The 17,268-nt window shown below is 73.1% G+C and carries 14 protein-coding genes; 4 read left to right on the top strand and 10 right to left on the bottom strand.

Going from position 1 to position 17,268, the window contains the following annotated elements:
- Positions 1-6 precede the first annotated feature (6 nt).
- From QMQ26_RS10905 to panB, 3 genes are all read right to left on the bottom strand, one after another.
- Entirely contained in the window at positions 7-834 is an 828-nt protein-coding gene (locus QMQ26_RS10905; RefSeq protein ID WP_282205576.1) for an ABC transporter permease, read from the bottom strand.
- A complete protein-coding gene (locus tag QMQ26_RS10900) occupies positions 831-1,811 on the bottom strand; it encodes an ATP-binding cassette domain-containing protein (RefSeq protein WP_100835964.1) in 981 nt (326 codons plus the stop codon). The genes QMQ26_RS10905 and QMQ26_RS10900 overlap by 4 nt, the downstream gene beginning before the upstream one ends.
- 96 nt (positions 1,812-1,907) lie before the next feature.
- The gene (gene panB / locus QMQ26_RS10895) at positions 1,908-2,783 is read right to left on the bottom strand and encodes a 3-methyl-2-oxobutanoate hydroxymethyltransferase (protein ID WP_282205575.1); all 876 of its coding nucleotides are present in this window, start codon (positions 2,781-2,783) and stop codon (positions 1,908-1,910) included.
- Between the two features lie 213 nt (positions 2,784-2,996).
- Here panB and QMQ26_RS10890 point away from each other — a divergent pair, with 213 nt between their 5' ends.
- The 3 genes from QMQ26_RS10890 (at position 2,997) to QMQ26_RS10880 (ending at position 6,485) form a co-directional block, all read left to right on the top strand.
- Positions 2,997-4,613 carry an MFS transporter gene (locus QMQ26_RS10890; protein WP_282205574.1) on the top strand — a complete coding sequence of 539 codons (1,617 nt, stop codon included), beginning with the start codon at positions 2,997-2,999 and terminating at the stop codon, positions 4,611-4,613.
- A 23-nt stretch (positions 4,614-4,636) separates the two neighbouring features.
- The gene (locus QMQ26_RS10885) at positions 4,637-5,299 is read left to right on the top strand and encodes a TetR/AcrR family transcriptional regulator (protein WP_100835961.1); all 663 of its coding nucleotides are present in this window, start codon (positions 4,637-4,639) and stop codon (positions 5,297-5,299) included.
- Between the two features lie 184 nt (positions 5,300-5,483).
- A complete protein-coding gene (locus QMQ26_RS10880) occupies positions 5,484-6,485 on the top strand; it encodes an endonuclease/exonuclease/phosphatase family protein (RefSeq protein ID WP_282205573.1) in 1,002 nt (333 codons plus the stop codon).
- 32 nt (positions 6,486-6,517) lie between these two features.
- On the opposite strand, the gene QMQ26_RS10875 is transcribed toward QMQ26_RS10880, so the two are convergent.
- The 7 genes from QMQ26_RS10875 to QMQ26_RS10850 form a co-directional block, all read right to left on the bottom strand.
- Complete coding sequence (locus QMQ26_RS10875; protein ID WP_282205572.1) at positions 6,518-7,318, bottom strand: hypothetical protein; 801 nt, start codon at positions 7,316-7,318, stop codon at positions 6,518-6,520.
- Entirely contained in the window at positions 7,315-9,438 is a 2,124-nt protein-coding gene (locus tag QMQ26_RS10870; RefSeq protein WP_282205571.1) for a polysaccharide deacetylase family protein, read from the bottom strand. The genes QMQ26_RS10875 and QMQ26_RS10870 overlap by 4 nt, the downstream gene beginning before the upstream one ends.
- 97 nt (positions 9,439-9,535) lie before the next feature.
- Positions 9,536-10,921 (bottom strand): glycosyltransferase family 2 protein, encoded by a 1,386-nt coding sequence (locus tag QMQ26_RS10865; protein ID WP_282206490.1) that lies wholly within the window; start codon positions 10,919-10,921, stop codon positions 9,536-9,538.
- A 131-nt stretch (positions 10,922-11,052) separates the two neighbouring features.
- The gene (locus QMQ26_RS37440) at positions 11,053-11,754 is read right to left on the bottom strand and encodes a nucleotide sugar dehydrogenase (RefSeq protein ID WP_318552230.1); all 702 of its coding nucleotides are present in this window, start codon (positions 11,752-11,754) and stop codon (positions 11,053-11,055) included.
- A complete protein-coding gene (locus QMQ26_RS37435) occupies positions 11,742-12,353 on the bottom strand; it encodes an NAD(P)-binding domain-containing protein (RefSeq protein ID WP_318552229.1) in 612 nt (203 codons plus the stop codon). The genes QMQ26_RS37440 and QMQ26_RS37435 overlap by 13 nt, the downstream gene beginning before the upstream one ends.
- 435 nt (positions 12,354-12,788) lie before the next feature.
- On the bottom strand, positions 12,789-13,580 hold the full coding sequence (locus QMQ26_RS10855) for a putative protein N(5)-glutamine methyltransferase (protein ID WP_282205570.1): 792 nt from the start codon (positions 13,578-13,580) through the stop codon (positions 12,789-12,791).
- 285 nt (positions 13,581-13,865) lie between these two features.
- Positions 13,866-15,611 (bottom strand): NAD+ synthase, encoded by a 1,746-nt coding sequence (locus QMQ26_RS10850; protein ID WP_282205569.1) that lies wholly within the window; start codon positions 15,609-15,611, stop codon positions 13,866-13,868.
- A 218-nt stretch (positions 15,612-15,829) separates the two neighbouring features.
- Between QMQ26_RS10850 and glnA the strand changes: the two genes are divergently transcribed.
- A complete protein-coding gene (gene glnA / locus QMQ26_RS10845) occupies positions 15,830-17,191 on the top strand; it encodes a type I glutamate--ammonia ligase (RefSeq protein WP_100835956.1) in 1,362 nt (453 codons plus the stop codon).
- Positions 17,192-17,268 lie beyond the last annotated feature (77 nt).

Raw genomic sequence — 17,268 nt, 5'->3', positions numbered from 1 at the left:
CCACCGTCAGGTGCGCTTGCGGAAGCGGGCCACCGCCAGCGGCGCGGTCACCACGGTGATCGCCGCCGCCCAGAGCAGCACCGTCACCACCGAGTTCCCCACCGGCTGGTCGTTGATCAGGGCGCGGCAGGCGTCGGCCAGCGCGGACAGCGGGTTGTGCTTGGTGAACGCCTGCAGCCAGCCCGGCATGGTGGTCGGGTCGGCGAAGATCGAGCTGCCGAACTGCAGCGGCATCATCACGATCATCGACATGCCCTGCACCGCCTGGGCGCTGCGCAGCGACATGCCCAGCAGCATCGACACCCACATCAGCGAGGAGCCGAACACCAGCGACAGGCCGACCGCGGCCAGCAGCTTCAGCGGGCCGCCGTCGATGTCCATCCCGAGGGCCATCGCGAAGCCGATCAGCACCGCGAAGGCGACCACCGCCCGCAGCGTCTCCGCGATCATCTTCGACAGCAGCACCGCGGAGCGCCCGATCGGCAGGGTGCGGAAGCGGTCCATCACACCGGTCTGGAAGTCGGTGTTCAGGCCGGTGCCCAGCGCCATCGCCAGGTTGAGGCCGGTGGTGCCGAGCAGGCCGGGCACCATGTACTGCATGTACTGGTGCTGTCCGCCGGCCATCGCGCCGCCGAACACGTAGACGAACAGCAGGATCATGATGACCGGGACCAGCAGCGCGTCCAGCATCGACTCCGGGTCGGCCTTGATCCGCATCAGGTTCCGGCGGGTCAGCGCGCCCAGGTGGCGCAGGTTGGCCCGCAGGCCGATCCGGGTGTCGTCCTCGGTGGCGGCGGCCGGTGCCGGGGCGGGGTTCAGGGTGGCGGCGCTCATGCGACGGGCTCCTTGTCACGGGTCTGGGCGGGGACGGCGGACTTGCCGGTGATGGACAGGAACACCTCGTCCAGGCTGGGCAGCTTGGTGTCGATGCCGGCCACCCCGTAGCCGCGGGTGCCCAGCACCCCGATCACGGTGGTCAGTTGCCGGTCGTCGGTCAGGTGCACCGACAGCAGCTCCGACTCGGCCGAGAAGGTGGCCGGGACGCCGGCCTCCCGGAGCACCCGGGCCATCTCCGGCAGTTGCGCCGGGTCGGCCGGCCGCACCTGCAGGCTCTGCCCGCCGACCTGCGTCTTCAGCTCCTCGACGCCGCCGTTGGCGATCACCCGGCCCTTGTCGATCACGGTCAGGGCGTGCGCGAGCTGCTCGGCCTCCTCCATGTACTGGGTGGTCAGCAGCACCGTCGACCCCTCGCCGACCATCCGCTGCACCTCGTCCCAGACCTCGTTGCGGGTGCGCGGGTCGAGGCCGGTGGTGGGCTCGTCCAGGTACAGCACCCGGGGGCGGCCGATCATCGAGGCCGCGAGGTCCAGCCGGCGGCGCATGCCGCCCGAGTAGCCCTTGGCGGGCCGCTTGGCCGCCTCGGTGAGCGAGAAGCGCTCCAGCAGCTCGGCGGCGCGGGCCTTGGCGTCCTTCGCGGAGAGGTCCAGCAGGCGCCCGATCAGGTACAGGTTCTCGTAGCCCGACAGCAGCTCGTCCACCGAGGCGTACTGGCCGGTCAGGCCGATGGTGCGGCGCAGCTGCTTGGGCTGGCGCAGCACGTCGTAGCCGCCGACGAACGCGGTGCCCGCGTCCGGCTTGATCAGCGTCGACAGGACCCGCACCAGGGTGGTCTTCCCGGCCCCGTTCGGCCCGAGCAGCCCCAGCACCGTCCCCTCGCGCACCGTCAGGTCGACCCCGTCCAGGGCCTTCGTCTCCCCGTAGTGCTTCACGATGCCGTGGACCTCCACGGCGTTGCGCTCGATTCGTGTCATGGGAACACCGTGCCGGGCCCGGCTGTCACGACGCTGTCAGCCCGCTGTCAGGCGGGCTGACAGCGGGCTGACGGGGAGCGCCGGGGTGCCGGCCGGCTAGCTGAAGCTGTGCTCCGGGCCGGGGAAGGCGCCCTCGCGGACGTCGGTGGCGAACTCGGTCGCGGCCTGGGCCAGCGTCGCGCGGAGGTTCGCGTACTGCTTGACGAACTTGGGGACGCGGCCGGCCGTCATGCCGGCGAAGTCGGTCCAGACCAGGACCTGCGCGTCGGTGCCGGGGCCGCCGCCGATGCCGACGGTGGGGATCGCGGAGTGCTCGGTGACCTGCGCCGCGAGCTCCGCGGGGACGGCCTCCAGGACGACGGCGAAGGCGCCGGCCTGCTGGACGGCCTTCGCGTCGCGCAGCAGCTGGTGCGCCGCCTCGTCGCCGCGGCCCTGGACGGGGTAGCCGCCGAAGGCGTGCACGGACTGCGGGGTGAGGCCGATGTGGGCCATCACCGGGACGCCCGCCTCGACGAGCAGCTCGATGCTGCGGGCGCTGCGCTCGCCGCCCTCCAGCTTGACGGCCTGGACGCCGGCCTCCTTCATCAGGCGGGCGGCGTTGTGCAGGGCCTGGGCCGGGGACTCCTGGTAGGAGCCGAAGGGCAGGTCGGCGACGATGAGGGCGCGCTTGGTGCCGCGGACCACGGCGGCGGACATCATCACCATCTGGTCCATGGTCACCGGTACGGTGGTCTCGTAGCCGAGGTGGCAGTTGCCCGCCGAGTCGCCGACCAGCAGGACCGGGATGCCGGCCTCGTCGAAGACCCCGGCGGTGAGGGCGTCGTAGGCGGTCAGCATCGCCCAGCGTTCGCCGTCGCGCTTGGCCCTGGCGAGGTCCCGGACGGTCACCCGGCGGTTGGTGACGCCGCCGTAGAGGGCGGTGCCGGCGGGGGCGTCCTGCGTCTGGGCAGGCTGAAGCGGAGAAGCGTTCATCGAACAGACTCCTGGTGTGTGTCGTCTCGTGGCGCCGTACGGCGTCCCCGGATCTGGCTCCATGCTTGCACGCCGCGGGCCGTGCGCAAAGGGTCGGGGGGCCCCGGCGTGCGCGGGGGGCCGGGGGCCCTTGGGGAAGTCTTTGCCTTTCCTTGGCCCCCGGAACCTCGATACGAGACGGTCTCGTATTGAAAAGGCGTCTAGGCTGTTCGTATGACCTCGCCGACCGCCGCTGTCCAGGCACCCCGGGTGCCCGAAGCAATACACCGCCGACGCTGGTGGATCCTGGGCACCCTGGTGCTCGCCCTGCTCGTCGTCGTCCTCGACAACTCGATCCTCAACGTGGCGATGAAGACCATCGCCACCCCCGCCCCGGTGGGCCTCGGCGCGAGCCAGAGCGACCTGGAATGGGCGATCAACTCCTACACGCTGGTCTTCGCGGGCCTGCTGTTCACCGCCGGCCTGCTCGGCGACCGGTTCGGCCGGAAGTGGACGCTGCTGGCCGGCATGCTGGTCTTCGGCCTCGGCTCGCTGCTCTCCGCGCTGGCCGCCAGCCCGGGCGAACTGATCGGCTACCGCGCGGTGATGGGCCTCGGCGGCGCCTTCGTGATGCCCGCCACGCTGGCCATCATCATGAACGTCTTCGAGCGGCACGAGCAGCCCAAGGCGATCGGCATCTGGGCCGGCGCGGTCGGCCTGGCCATCGCCATCGGCCCGATCACCGGCGGCCTGCTGATCGAGCACTTCTGGTGGGGCTCGGTCTTCCTGGTGAACGTCCCGATCGTGATCGTGGCGCTCGGCCTGATGGGCTGGCTGGTCCCGGACTCCAAGGACCCCAACCCCGGCAAGCTCGACCCGGTCGGCGTGCTGCTCTCCATCGTCGGCCTGGTGGCGCTGATCTACGGCATCATCAAGGGCGGCGAGCTGGCCGACTTCACCGACCCGAAGGCGTGGGTCCCGACCCTGATCGGCCTGCTGGCCCTGGTGGCCTTCGTGCTGTTCGAGAAGCACAGCCGGCACCCGGCGCTGGACGTCACCTGGTTCCGCAACAAGGTGTTCTCGGCCTCGATCGCCGTGGTCGGCATCGTGTTCTTCGCGCTGATGGGCGTCTCGTTCTTCGGCGTCTTCTACACCCAGAGCGTGCGCGGCTACAGCGCCCTGCAGGCCGGCGAGCTGATGCTGCCGCTGGCCGTCGCCCAGCTGGTCTTCGCGCCCCGGGCCCGGCTGGTGGTCGACCGGTTCGGCATCCGGCTGACCTGCGCCGGCGGCATGCTGCTGGTCACCCTCGGCTTCCTCGGCTACGCCTTCCTGACCGCGACCAGCCCGATCTGGCTGCTGATCGTGCTCGGCTTCGTGATGGGCGCCGGCATGGCGCACGTGATGCCGCCGGTGACGGTCGCCATCATGGGCGCGCTGCCGCGCGAGAAGGCCGGCGCCGGCTCCGCGCTGAACAACACCTTCCGCCAGGTCGGCGGCTCGCTCGGCATCGCGGTGCTCGGCGCGCTGCTCTCCACGGTCTACCGCAACGGCATGGACGACCACCTGTCCGCCGTCCCGGCCCCGGTCCGCGACCGGGCCGGCGAGTCGATCGAGTCCACCCTCGGGGTGGCCGAGCGGCTCCACCTGCCCGCCCTGGTCGACCCGGCGAAGGACGCCTTCATCCACGCCATGCACGTGGTCTCCGGCGTCTCGGCCGGCGTCACCGTGCTGGGCGCGGTGCTGGCCCTGCTCCTGCTGCCCGGCAAGGTGGCCGGCCCCGGCGGCCCGGGCGCCCCGGCGGCCGGCCCGCAGGACCGGACCGGCTCCGGCGCGAGCACCGCCAAGGTGTGACCGCGAGGGTGGAGAATAGGGCCATGACGAGCGCCGACACTCCGCTCCAGCCGTGCCACGGCCCCGCCGGGGAGCAGGACGCTCCCCGGCGGGGCCGCCCGCGCAGCGAGGCGGCCGAGCAGGCGATCTACGGCGCCGTCGAGAAGCTGATGGAGGACGGCACCGGCCTGGCCGAGCTGTCCATCGAGCGGATCGCCGCCGAGGCGGGCGTCGGCAAGGCCACCATCTACCGGCGCTGGCCCAACAAGGAGGCCCTGCTGGTGGACGTGGTGGCCCGGCTGGAGGAGCCGCTGCCCCCGCTGCTCGGCCCGACCTACCGGGACGACCTGATCAACGCCGTCGACTACATGCGCCGGCGCGGCCTGCTCAAGCGCTCCCGCTGGATCGTCAAGTCCGCGCTCGGCCAGATGAACACCTGGCCGGAGCTCAAGCACACCTACCAGGAACGGGTGGTCCGGCCGCGGCGCGAGCTGGTCCGGCAGATCGTCCGGCGCGGCGTCGAGGCGGGCGAACTCCGCTCCGACCTGGACGTCGAGCTGCTCTGCGAGCTGCTGATCGGCCCGATCCTGGTGCGCACCGTCCTGTGGGACGACGCCCCGCTGGAGGACCCGGACCTGCCCCGGCAGATGGTCGACGCCGTCCTCCAGGGCATCGGCGCCCGGCCCGCCCCGTCCCCCGTGCACTGACCCGTCCCGGCGCGCCCGTGCCCGTTCTTCCTCCGGCCCTTCCGTTCTGTTCGGCGCACCTCGGAACTCCCGGGGCGCTTCGCCGCGTCCATCCCGTCATAGGCTGAGCCGAGAATCGGATCGGAGCAGGTCAGGGACGGGGTCGGCGGGAGAGCCGGCCGGGTGCGGCGGCGAGGAGCGGACGATGGTGCGGGCGGACGGCCCGGCGGTGGCGGCGCGGGACGAACGGGGCGCGGCCCGGCGGGAGGGGCTGCGCCGCTGGTTCGACCGGCGCCGGGGCTGGCCGCTCACCGTGCTCGGCCTGCTGGTCACCGGGCTGCTGGTGGGCCACGCCCAGGTGCCCAACGCGGTCGGCAACACGGGCAGCCTGCTGGAGACCTTCCTGCCCTGGCTGGGGCTGGCCGTCCCGGTGCTGCTGGCGCTCGCGCTGTGGCGGCGGGCCGGGGTGGCGCTGGTGGCCGCGCTGCTGCCCGGCGCGGTGTGGCTGAACCTGTTCGGCGCGCTGCTGGTCGACAAGAGCAGCGGGCCGGGCGACTTCACCGTCCTCACCCACAACGTGGCCGCCGCCAACGACGACCCGCAGGGCACCATCCGGATGCTCACCGGCTCCGGCGCCGAGATCGTCGCGCTGGAGGAACTGTCCGCCTCCGCCGCCCCGGTCTACGCCGCCGGGCTGGCCGGGGCCTTCCCCTACCACGTGGTGGAGGGCACCGTCGGGCTGTGGTCCAGCTACCCGATCGACGGCGTCGCCGTGGTCGACATCAAGATGGGCTGGACCAGGGCCTTCCGCGCCCGGGTCAGCACCCCCGAGGGCCCGCTCGCGGTGTACGTCGCCCACCTGCCCTCGGTGCGGGTCAAGTTCGACAGCGGCTTCACGGCCGGCCGGCGCGACGTCAGCGCCCAGGCCCTCGGGGACGCGATCGAGCACGAGCAGCTGGACAAGGTGCTGCTGCTCGGCGACCTGAACGGCACCATGAACGACCGCAGCCTGGCCCCGATCACCTCGCAGATGCGCTCCGCCCAGGGCGCGGCCGGCGACGGCTTCGGCTTCTCCTGGCCGGCCGCCTTCCCGCTGGCCCGGATCGACCAGATCCTCAGCAAGGGCGGCCTGGTCCCCACCGACTCGCGCACCCTCCCGGCCGACGCCAGCGACCACCTCGCGGTGGCCGCCGACTACCGGTACTGAGCGCCCGGCGGACCGCCGGGCGCTCCCCGGCCTCAGACCGGATCGACGGCGAACCCGCGGAACTCCAGGGCGGTGTTGTCGGCCCGCAGTCCCGCCCCGCCCGGGCCCGAGAGCCGGCCCGGGTCGGGGTCCACCGCCTCCAGGACGGTCCTGCCGTCGACGGCGAGGGCCAGGTGCACCTTTCCGCCGGCGGTGTCGCGCACGGTGCCGGAGACGGTGTGCCACTGCCCGTAGCCGAGGGCGTGCCGTCCCTCGGCGAGGGTCCGGTAGTCACCGTCGCCGTCGTCCCCGTCCGGGCCGGGGGTCTTGCGCTTGATCTCCACGTGCCCGTCGCGGCGCCGGAAACTGAGGGCGTACAGCTCCTGGGGGCTGTGGTAGCGCAGCCACAGGTGCGCGCCGTCCCAGTCCTGGGCCGGGGTGCGCGCGGTGGTCACCGGCGGCTGGAGGCACACCTCGGCGGTGACCCGGCAGTCCGCGAAGTCCCGGCGGCGGGTGACCAGGCGGAAGACGGCCGAGCCGGTGTGCCGGGCGGAGTCGGGGCCGGGGGAGTCGCCGTCCGGTTCGCCGGTCGAGCCGGTGCCGCCGTGGGCGAACAGGGAACCGCTGGTCGCCACCCAGTCCGGGCTGGTCCGGGCGTCCGGAGCCTGCTCGTTGTGGAAGGCGTACTCGTTGGTCAGCAGCCCCTCGCCGTCCAGGCCGGGCCGGAAGGCCGTCCCGGCGGGGGCGCCGTGCGGCCACAGCTCCCAGGCCAGCGCGCCCGTGCCGAGGGCGGCGAGGGCGGTGCCGCCGAGCAGGAGCGCCCGGCGGCTCGGATGGGGTGGACGGCCGCTCACTTGACCTGCGCCTCGAAGACCTTGAACTGCCGCACGGTCGGCCAGGAGCTCTTGGTGACGTCCCGGTAGGCGGAGAAGGCGACGCCGCCGGTGCCGCCGCCGGGGGCGGCGGGCAGGGCGAAGTTGACGTTGCCGTCCACGGTGACCCAGGTCATCTCGGTGCCGACGGTGATGGCCACGTCGTGGTGGTCGGCGTCGGGCAGGGCGCGGCTGGCGACCAGTTTGCGGCTGTCGGCGGCACCGGACAGCACGCGCACGCCGCGGCGGCTCACCTCGACGCTGACCGCGGAGGGGCTGCCGACCCGGGCCCAGACGGCCGCGGAGACGCCCGGCGTGTTCAGGCGCCGGACGGTCCCGCGCACCGTGTAGCGGGACCAGCCCTCGGTGCGCTCCGGTTCGAACGCGGCGTAGTCGGACAGGGCCAGCCCGGTGGGGGCCAGCCCGTCGCCGCCGACCCGCATGCCGGACGGCACGCCCGGCGCGGTGACCCAGCTGGCCCCGGGGTCGAGCAGGACCGCCTTGGCCACGGTCAGCGTGGTCGGGGTGGCGACCCCGGCGCCGGGCGGCGCCTGGGCGACCTTCAGGGCGGTGAACTTCGGCCAGGGCGTCTTCTCCGAGCCGTTGCGCACCGACAGGCCGATGCCCCCGGTGGCGTTGCCGCCGCTCTGCGCGGTCTCCGTGCTGAGCTCGGTGCGGCCGTCGACCAGCACCTTGACCACCTTGCCGGTCACGGTGACCTGGAGCTGGTGGGCGGCCGCGGCCACCAGCGGCTTGGCGGCGATCTGCTCGCGCTTGTCGCCGCTGCCGCGCAGCAGGGTCACGGTGGACCGGCTGAGGCCGACGGTGATCGGGTCCAGGCTGTCGTTGCGGGTGGTCAGGTTGACGTTGTTGGTGCTGTCGGCGAGGTCGGCGACGTCCGCGGTGACGGTGTAGTCCGTCCAGTCGGCCGAGGCGAGCGGGAGCAGGTCCGCCGAGACGTAGCCGGTCTTCCCCGGGTAGGGGCCCGCGCCGGTCAGCGCGCCGACGTCCTTGGCGTTGCTGGCGTCGGTGCGCACCCAGGACGCCGCGTCCTGCAGCGGCGCGTCGAGCGCCGGGGGCACCAGCGTCCACTGCTTGACCTGCCCGAGGAGCTCCTCGGCGGTGGTGGTCTGGAAGACCTCCAGCCGCTGGACCTGCTTGGCGGCCGCCGCCCGGCGCCCGGCCGGCAGCGGCCGGTGGGCCAGGTCGGTCAGGGTGGCGGTGAACGTCCGCTCCAGGATGCCCTGCAGCGACGGGCCGGGGATCGGCACGTTGATCCGCTCGCTCATCTCCGAGAACGGGTAGGCGAACAGCTGCGGGCGCGGCAGGTCGTGGGCGCGGAAGTCCTCCAGGCTCTGCGCGATGTCCGTGTCGAGGCGCGTCTGGTACTCCTCCACGGTCTCGATCCGCTGCTGCGCGGCCAGCCACAGCCGGTTGGACAGCGCCGACGCCTGGGTGCCGGTGGCGTCCACCTGGCCCCGCTGGTGCAGGTCGTGGGTGTGGTCCTGGAAGTCCCACCGGCCGGAGGCGGCCATCCGGGAGACCTCGGCCCAGGAGAGGTAGTACGGCCGGTTGTGGTCGACCTTGCCGGTGATCAGGTAGGAGGCGGCGTGCATGTGGTGCTTGGCGAGGATGCGGTCGCCGTACACCCACAGGCCGTTGGTGCCGTCGTCGAAGGTGATGTACACCGAGCGCGGCGGGGCCGGCCCGCCCTTGAGGTAGTCGACGAACTCGTCGGTGGTCAGCGTCCGGTACCCGGCGGCCTCCAGCGCGGTGAGCTGCTGGTCGAACCGCTCGGGCGTGACGACGTACTCGCTGCGGTTGGTCGGGCTGATGTCGTGGTACGTCAGGACGACCGGCGGCGCGGCGTCCGGGAGTTGGGCGGAGCCGCTCTGCCAGGCGGCCTGGGTCGCCCGGTCGAGGCGGACCGGGCCGACGGCGCTCTGCGGGGTGACGTCGCGCCGGAAGACGTAGTACTTCCAGCTGGCGTAGAACGGCAGCGCCAGGACCGAGAGCGCCATGACGACCAGGGACAGCCGGGCGACCCAGTGCAGGGGGCCGCGGCGGGCGGCCCGGCGGCGGCCGGCGGGGCGGGCGGTCACAGCAGGCTCCCTCGGGAGAGCACGACGGCGTAGACGCCGACGACGACGGCGGCGGACAGGACGGCGGCGACGAGCCGCCCGGCGGTGCGCAGGACCCTCACGTCGCGCTCCTCGACCAGACGCCGCGGCGGATGGTGGCGATCGAGTAGGGCAGCAGCCAGGCCAGCACCACGGAGGAGAGCAGGCTCATCACCGGGCGGTAGCGCCAGCGGGTGTCCCCGGGGTTGTCGGTCTTGAACGCCAGCCCCCACACCAGGCCCTTGAGGACCACGCCGCTCAGGTAGAGCAGGGTCAGGAACGCGGCGCCGTGCAGCGGCGCCCACAGCAGGTGGCGGAAGGCCATGAACGGGGCGGAGACCACCCACAGGGCGTGGCCGTAGTAGAGCGCGGCCGGGCCGAAGCCGCGGCGCCACATGAACGTGCCGGTGAAGCACATGTTGCGGATGAAGCTCTTCTTCCAGCGGATCTGCTGCTTCATGAAGGGCCGGAACCGGGCCGGGACGTTGGTCCACACCCGGGCGGACTGCACGTAGCCGATGCGCCACTTGCGCTCCGGGAAGTCCTCGGCCGTCACGAACGGCGAGTCGGCGTACTGCCGCTTCAGGGCGCGGCCCTTCCACTTCTGGCCGAGCACGTAGCCGGTGAGCTGGCGGTCGGTGGCGAAGCGGAACGGGGCGCCCATGAACCGGTCGCCGGCCCAGGCCGGCAGGTAGTTGTAGATCGCGTCGCGGCGGAAGACCGCGAGCGGGCCGGAGACGCACGCCACCGAGCCGAAGACCGCCTCGGCGGCCTTGGCGACCCGGAACTGCCCCTCGTACCAGACGTCCTGGGCCCGGGTGAACACGCTCACGGGGGCGTTCAGCGCCCGGCAGTGCCCGCTGACCGCGCCCAGCTCGGGGTGGTGCACCAGGGCGTCGACGCAGCGCAGCAGGGCGTCCGGGGCGAGGATGCAGTCGGAGTCGGTGAAGGCGATGACGTCACCGTCGGCGATCTCGCAGGCCCGCACCAGCGCGTGCTTCTTGCCGAGGTTCTTCTCCAGGTACAGCACGGTGATGCCGAGTTCGCGCTCCAGGCGGCGCAGCACGTCCCGGGTGCCGTCCTCGGAGAGGTCGTCGACGACGACGATCTGCAGGTCCGGGTACCGGGAGGCGGCCATCGAGCGGACGCACGCCTCGATGCACTCCTCCTCGTCCTTGACCGCGAGCAGGAAGCTGACCCGCGGGACGGCGGGCAGCGCCGGGAAGTCGTCCAGCCGGCGCGGGCGCTTGCGCAGTTCGCGCACGGCGGGGTCGTCGTACTTGCTGTAGGCGATGTAGAGCATCCCGATCGTGCCGGCCAGCACCACGAAGCCGTAGCCGAGGATGAGCGGGCTCTGCGGCAGTCGCGGTGCCTCGCGGGCGAGGATCAGCAGCAGCGGCAGGATGCACAGCAGGGTCAGCACCCGGCGCACCCCGGCGCGGACCGCGGGGTCCATCCTGTCCATCGCGCGGCCGAGCGGGCCCGGGCGGCGGGCCGGGGCCCGGACGCCGGCGGGCAGCGGGGGCAGGGCCCGCCCGGGGCCGTGCGGCCACGTGTCCGGGACGGCGTCCGGGAGGGGCGGTGCCTGGTCGAGGATCACAGGACCGCCTTCGTGGGGACGCCGCCGAGCCGGTAGGTGGCGTCGAGGACGCACTCCTGGTCGGTCAGCCAGGCCAGGTCGCTGCCGGGGTGGACGGTGTGGACGACCACCAGGTCCCAGGCCCGGGCGGCGGGGTCGGTGACGGAGTGCACCGTCGTGCCGTGCAGGCGGGCGGTCGGCACCAGCGGGTCGTGGTAGGCGATCGAGGCGCCCAGGTCGTGGAGCTCCTCCAGGACCTCCAGGGCCGGGGACTCGCGCAGGTCGGCGACGCCCGGCTTGTAGCTGACGCCCACCAGCAGCACCCGGGCGCCGGTCAGCGCCCGGCCCCGGTCGCCCAGCAGCTCGCGCACCCGCTGGACCACCTGGCGGGGGCGGGCGGCGATCGAGGTCATCGCGGTGTCGACCAGCGGGGAGGAGATCCGCAGGCGGCGCAGCTGCCACAGCAGGTAGTGCGGGTCGCAGGGGATGCAGTGCCCGCCCACGCCGGGGCCCGGGTAGAACGGCATGAAGCCGTAGGGCTTGGTGGCCGCCGCCTCGATGACCTCCAGCGGGTCGAGGTCCAGGCCGCGGCAGTTGTCGGCGAACTCGTTGGCCAGGGCGATGTTGACCGCCCGGAAGGTGTTCTCGTAGAGCTTGCTCATCTCGGCGGTCTCGGGCGAGCTGACGCGGTGCACCGAAGGGGCCGTCAACAGCAGCACGTCGGAGGCGAGTTCGGTGCAGCGGGGGTCGCACCGCCGACCACGCGGGGCGTGGTGTCCTGAGCGTGGTGGGCGTTGCCGGGGTCGATCCGCTCGGGGGAGAACGCGACGTGCACGTCCTCGCCCGCCGTCAGGCCGCGGGCCGCCAGCGGCTTCAGCACCAGGTCGCGGGTGCACCCGACGTAGGTGGTGGAGGTGAGCATCAGCAGCTGGCCCGGCACGGCGTGCGCCACGGCGGTGGCGCAGGCCGCGGCCAGCGCGTCGAGGTCCGGCACGAGGTGCGCGTCGACGGGGGTCGGCACGCACACGATGACCGCGGCGGCCTCGGCGAGCAGCGACGGGTCGTCGGTGAGGACGAAGCGGGGGTCTTCGACCGAGGTGGCGAGCCGGGCCAGGTCGCTCGGCAGCAGATCGACGTCCTGGCGGCGGATCGCCTCCAGGCGGGCGGAGCTGACGTCGAGGCCGATGACCGGCCGTCCGGCGGCGAGCAGGGCGAGGGCGGTGGGCAGGCCGACGTAGCCGAGGCCGACGACGGCGACGGTTCCGCTGGCGGTGGGCAGGGTGGGGTGAGTCGGGCGTGGCAGTGCAGCTGTGAACAAGACGCTTCCAAGGATTCGTGGGCCAGAACGACTAGCACCCGGGGAATCCCCGAAGAATGGAGTTCACTCGGCCGCGCCAGCAAATCGCTCAACAGACGACAAATGGCTCACCCGTTCGGAGAAGTGCCCGCTTTTGTGGGGATTTTCCCCGGCCTGCGAAGCCGTGCCGACCGGAGATCCGGCGGAAGTGTGACGGAAAAGTGATCAGAGAAAATGGTTGGCGTGTGCATACTGTGTCGGCCCGTCGAATGCCGTCAACCCCCGCGCCGCCTTGAACGCCAAGAGTCCTCCGTCTCCGAACCGCGCCGAACCGCGCCGAACCGCGTCGAACCGCGCCGAACCGCGTCGAACCGCGCCGAACCGCGTCGAACCGCGCCGAACCGCGTCGGGCCGCGCCGGGCCGGCTGAGGGCGGCGCCCGGGGCCGGAGGAGGTCTCAGGGCCGGCTCCCGATCACCACGGTGGCGTCCCGCCCGGCGTCCCGCGCGGTGTCGACCGCCAGCCCCCGGGCGGCCAGCAGCGCGGCGGTGGCCGGGGCCTGGCGGGCGCTGGTCTCGATCAGCAGGCGGCCGCCGGGGGCCAGCCAGCGGGGCGCGGCCGCGGCGACCCGGCGCTGGACGGCCAGGCCGTCGGCGCCGCCGTCCAGCGCCACCGCGGGCTCGTGGTCGCGGGCCTCGGGCGGCAGCAGCGGGATCTCGCCGGTCGGCACGTACGGGGCGTTGGCCAGCAGCAGGTCGACCCGGCCGCGCAGGGCGGGCGGCAGCGGCTCGTCCAGGTCGCCCAGGTGGACCAGGCCGCCGTACGCGGCCAGGTTGCGGCGGGCGCAGGCCACCGCGGCCGGGTCGACGTCCGCGGCGTGCAGTTCGACGCCGGGGCCGAGCCGGGCGGCCAGTGCCGCGCCGATCGCGCCGGAGCCGCAGCACAGGTCGAGCAGCACCGCGCCGGGGCGGCCCAGCGCGGCGGCCCGCTCGACCAGGAACTCGCTGCGCCGGCGCGGCACGAACACCCCGGGGGCGAGCGCCACGCGCAGGCCGGCGAACTCGGCGAAGCCCACCACCTGCTCCAACGGGTGTCCGGCGCACCGGAGTTCGAGCATCCGGTCGAGCTGTCCGGGGTCGGGGGCGGCGGCCAGCAGCAGCCGGGCCTCGTCCTCGGCGAAGACGCACCCGGCCGCGCGCAGCCGGTCGGTGACGAGGGTGTGGGTGACGAGGGTGCGGGGGAGTGACACGGGGACCTCTCGAAGAGCCTGGCGGGCTCCCCGTCCGGTCAGGCCGCGACCCGGCGGCGGGGGAGCACCTCGATGACCTGCACGGTGATCTCTCCCACCTCCTCGGTCCGGGCGCGCCGGTCGTGATCAGGCGCGCACTGCGGCGCTCACCCTAACCCCTCGCGCCCCCGCTGTCAGCTCGCTCCCGCCCGCCCGGTCCCCGCCCGGTCCCCGCCCGGTCCCCGCCCGGTCCCCGCCCGGTCCCCGCCCGGTCCCCGCCCGGTCCCCGCCCGGTCCCCGCCCCGCTCAGCCCTGCCGCCAGCGGTTGGTGATGGGCAGCCGGCGGTCGCGGCCGAAGTTCTTCGGCGAGACCTTCGGGCCCGGCGGGTACTGCCGGCGCTTGTACTCGGCGGTGTCGACCAGCCGCACCACCCGGTCCACCACCTCGGCCGGGAAGCCGGCCGCGACGATCGCGTCCCGGCCCTCGTCGCCCTCCACGTACCGGGTCAGGACGGCGTCCAGCAGGTCGTAGTCGGGCAGCGAGTCGGTGTCCACCTGGTCGGGGCGCAGTTCGGCGGACGGCGGCTTGGAGATGGTGTTCTCCGGGATCGGCGGCACCTCGCCGCGCGCCTCGGCCGCCGCGTTGCGCCAGCGCGCCAGCCGGAAGATCAGCGTCTTGTACACGTCCTTGATCGGCCCGTACGCGCCCACCGAGTCGCCGTACAGCGTCGAGTAGCCGACCGCCAGCTCGCTCTTGTTGCCCGGGGCCAGGACGAGCTGCCCCTCCTGGTTGGAGATCGCCATCAGCAGCGTGCCGCGCAGCCGGGACTGCAGGTTCTCCTCGGCCAGCCCGGTCAGCTCGGTGGCGCCCAGGTAGGCGTCGAACATCGGCGCGATCGAGACCGTGCGGAAGTGCAGGCCGGTGCGGCGGGCCAGCTCGGCGGCGTCGTCCCGGGAGTGCTGCGAGGAGTAGCGCGAGGGCATCGAGACGCCGTACACGTTCTCCGCGCCGATCGCGTCCACCGCGATCGCCGCCACCAGCGCCGAGTCGATGCCGCCGGACAGGCCGATCAGCACCGAGCGCGCGCCGTTCTTGCGGACGTACGCCCGGGTGCCCTCGACCAGGGCCGCGTACACCTCGGCCTCGTCGTCCAGCCGCTCGCTGACCCGCGGCGCGGCCGGCTCGGCGGGCCGCTCCTTCGGCGCGCCGCCCAGGTCGACCCTGGTCAGCCGGAGGCCGTCGGCCAGCACCGTGCCGTCCGGCAGGCCGTCCTCGGTCGCGGCCGGCAGGTCGAGGTCGACGACCAGCAGCGCCTCCTCGAACTGCGGGCCGCGGGCCAGCAGCTCGCCGCCCTCGGTGACGACCATCGACTCGCCGTCGAAGACCAGCTCGTCCTGCGCGCCGACCATGTTCAGGTACACCAGCGGGCAGCCCGCCTCGGCGGCCCGGCGCCGGACCAGCTCCAGCCGGACGTCGTCCTTGTCGCGCTCGTACGGCGAGCCGTTGATCGACAGCAGCAGGCCCGCGCCGGCCTGGCCGGTGGCCGCCACCCGGCCGCCCTCCTGCCAGATGTCCTCGCAGATCGCCAGCGCGACGTCCACGCCGTGCAGCCGCAGCACCGTCAGCTGGTCGCCCGGCACGAAGTACCGGTACTCGTCGAACACGCCGTAGTTCGGCAGGAAGTGCTTGGCGAACCTGGTCACCACCGCGCCGCCGCGCAGCACCGCCGCGCAGTTCTGCGGCTTGCCCGCGTACCGGGTGCCCGGCTCGCCGCGGCCCAGGTAGCCGACCACCACCGGGGTGTCGCCCAGGCCCTCGGCCCGGAGCTTCTCGGCCAGGTCCACCAGGGCGGCGCGGGAGCCCTCGACGAAGGAGCCCCGGAAGGCCAGGTCCTCCACCGGGTACCCGGTCAGCACCATCTCCGGGAAGGCGATCAGGTCGGCGCCGGACTCGGCGGCCCGCTTCGACCAGCGCAGCACCTCCTCGCTGTTGCGGGCGAGGTCACCGACCCAGGGGTCGATCTGGCACAGGGCGAGACGCAGATTCGGCATGCCCCCGAGTGTAATCGTCTAACTGACGTTATGTCGCGGGGGACCCCCTCCGGCACGGCGGACGCCGCCGTTCCCCTCCGGACCCTCCCGGGGTCGGCAAGTCGGCGAAGATCCGCCATGATGGGGGGCGACGCGGTCCGTGCGAGGTCCTCGCCGGTCCGGGCCGCCGGTGCGGGCGGCGTAACACGGGCGTAAAGAGCAGAGGTGAGACTGTCCCCATGGGCAAGCAGCAGGAGTTCGTGCTTCGCACGCTCGAAGAGCGTGACATCCGGTTCGTCCGGCTGTGGTTCACCGACGTGCTCGGGTTCCTCAAGTCGGTGGCGGTGGCCCCGGCGGAACTGGAACAGGCCTTCGAGGAGGGCATCGGCTTCGACGGCTCGGCGATCGAGGGCTTCGCCCGGGTCTACGAGTCCGACATGATCGCCAAGCCGGACCCGACCACCTTCCAGATACTGCCGTGGCGCTCCGAGAACCCCGGCACCGCCCGGATGTTCTGCGACATCCTGATGCCCGACGGCTCCCCCTCCTACGCCGACCCGCGCTACGTCCTCAAGCGCACCCTGGAGAAGGCCTCCAACCTCGGCTTCACCTTCTACACCCACCCCGAGATCGAGTTCTTCCTCCTCAAGGACCTCCCCGGCGACGGCACCCCGCCGACCCCCGCCGACCAGTCCGGCTACTTCGACCACACCCCGCGCGGCATCGGCCACGACTTCCGCCGCCAGGCCATCACCATGCTCGAATCCATGGGCATCTCGGTCGAGTTCAGCCACCACGAGGGCGCCCCCGGCCAGCAGGAGATCGACCTGCGCTACGCCGACGCGCTCTCCACCGCCGACAACATCATGACCTTCCGCCTGGTCATGAAGGAGGTCGCCCTCGAACAGGGCGTCCACGCCAGCTTCATGCCCAAGCCGTTCTCCCACCACCCCGGCTCCGGCATGCACACCCACGTCTCCCTCTTCGAGGGCGACCGCAACGCCTTCCACGAGTCCGGCGCCGAGTACCAGCTCTCCAAGGTCGGCCGCTCCTTCATCGCCGGCCTGCTCAAGTACGCCGCCGAGACCGCCGCCGTCACCAACCAGTGGGTCAACTCCTACAAGCGCATCTGGGGCGGCTCCCAGCGCACCGCCGGAGCCGGCGGCGAGGCCCCCTCCTACATCTGCTGGGGCCACAACAACCGCTCCGCCCTGATCCGCGTCCCCATGTACAAGCCCGGCAAGCAGGGCTCCACCCGCATCGAGGTCCGCTCCCTCGACACCGGCTGCAACCCCTACCTCGCCTACGCCGTCACCCTCGCCGCCGGCCTCAAGGGCATCGAGGACAACCTCGAACTCCCCCCCGGCGCCGACGACGACGTCTGGGCCCTCACCGACGCCGAACGCCGCGCCCTCGGCATCCAGCCCATGCCCCAGAACCTCGGCGAGGCCATCGACCTCATGCAGCGCAGCGAACTCGTCGCCGAGACCCTGGGCGAGCACGTCTTCGACTTCTTCCTGCGCAACAAGCGCCAGGAGTGGGAGGAGTACCGCTCCGAGGTCACGCCGTTCGAGCTGCGCAAGGTGCTCCAGGTGCTGTAGTTCCTGCTCAGCGGCCCATACGCGGACATGAGAGAGGCCCCGTCCCGAGTGCGGATTCGCACCAGGGCGGGGCCTCT

The organism is Kitasatospora fiedleri, from assembly GCF_948472415.1.
GTDB classification, from domain to species: Bacteria; Actinomycetota; Actinomycetes; order Streptomycetales; family Streptomycetaceae; genus Kitasatospora; species Kitasatospora fiedleri.
Note: the sequence above shows the minus strand (reverse complement) of the source record. Positions and strands in the feature narration are given on the sequence as shown.

Bases quoted from the DNA above. Each gene is read 5' to 3' on its own strand.
- QMQ26_RS10850 (WP_282205569.1), bottom strand. From the start codon at position 15,611: ATGCCGAATCTGCGTCTCGCCCTGTGCCAGATCGACCCCTGGGTCGGT.
- QMQ26_RS10905 (WP_282205576.1), bottom strand. From the start codon at position 834: ATGAGCGCCGCCACCCTGAACCCCGCCCCGGCACCGGCCGCCGCCACC.
- QMQ26_RS10880 (WP_282205573.1), top strand. From the start codon at position 5,484: ATGGTGCGGGCGGACGGCCCGGCGGTGGCGGCGCGGGACGAACGGGGC.
- glnA (WP_100835956.1), top strand. From the start codon at position 15,830: ATGGGCAAGCAGCAGGAGTTCGTGCTTCGCACGCTCGAAGAGCGTGAC.
- QMQ26_RS10885 (WP_100835961.1), top strand. From the start codon at position 4,637: ATGACGAGCGCCGACACTCCGCTCCAGCCGTGCCACGGCCCCGCCGGG.
- QMQ26_RS10900 (WP_100835964.1), bottom strand. From the start codon at position 1,811: ATGACACGAATCGAGCGCAACGCCGTGGAGGTCCACGGCATCGTGAAG.
- panB (WP_282205575.1), bottom strand. From the start codon at position 2,783: ATGAACGCTTCTCCGCTTCAGCCTGCCCAGACGCAGGACGCCCCCGCC.
- QMQ26_RS10865 (WP_282206490.1), bottom strand. From the start codon at position 10,921: ATGGACAGGATGGACCCCGCGGTCCGCGCCGGGGTGCGCCGGGTGCTG.
- QMQ26_RS10890 (WP_282205574.1), top strand. From the start codon at position 2,997: ATGACCTCGCCGACCGCCGCTGTCCAGGCACCCCGGGTGCCCGAAGCA.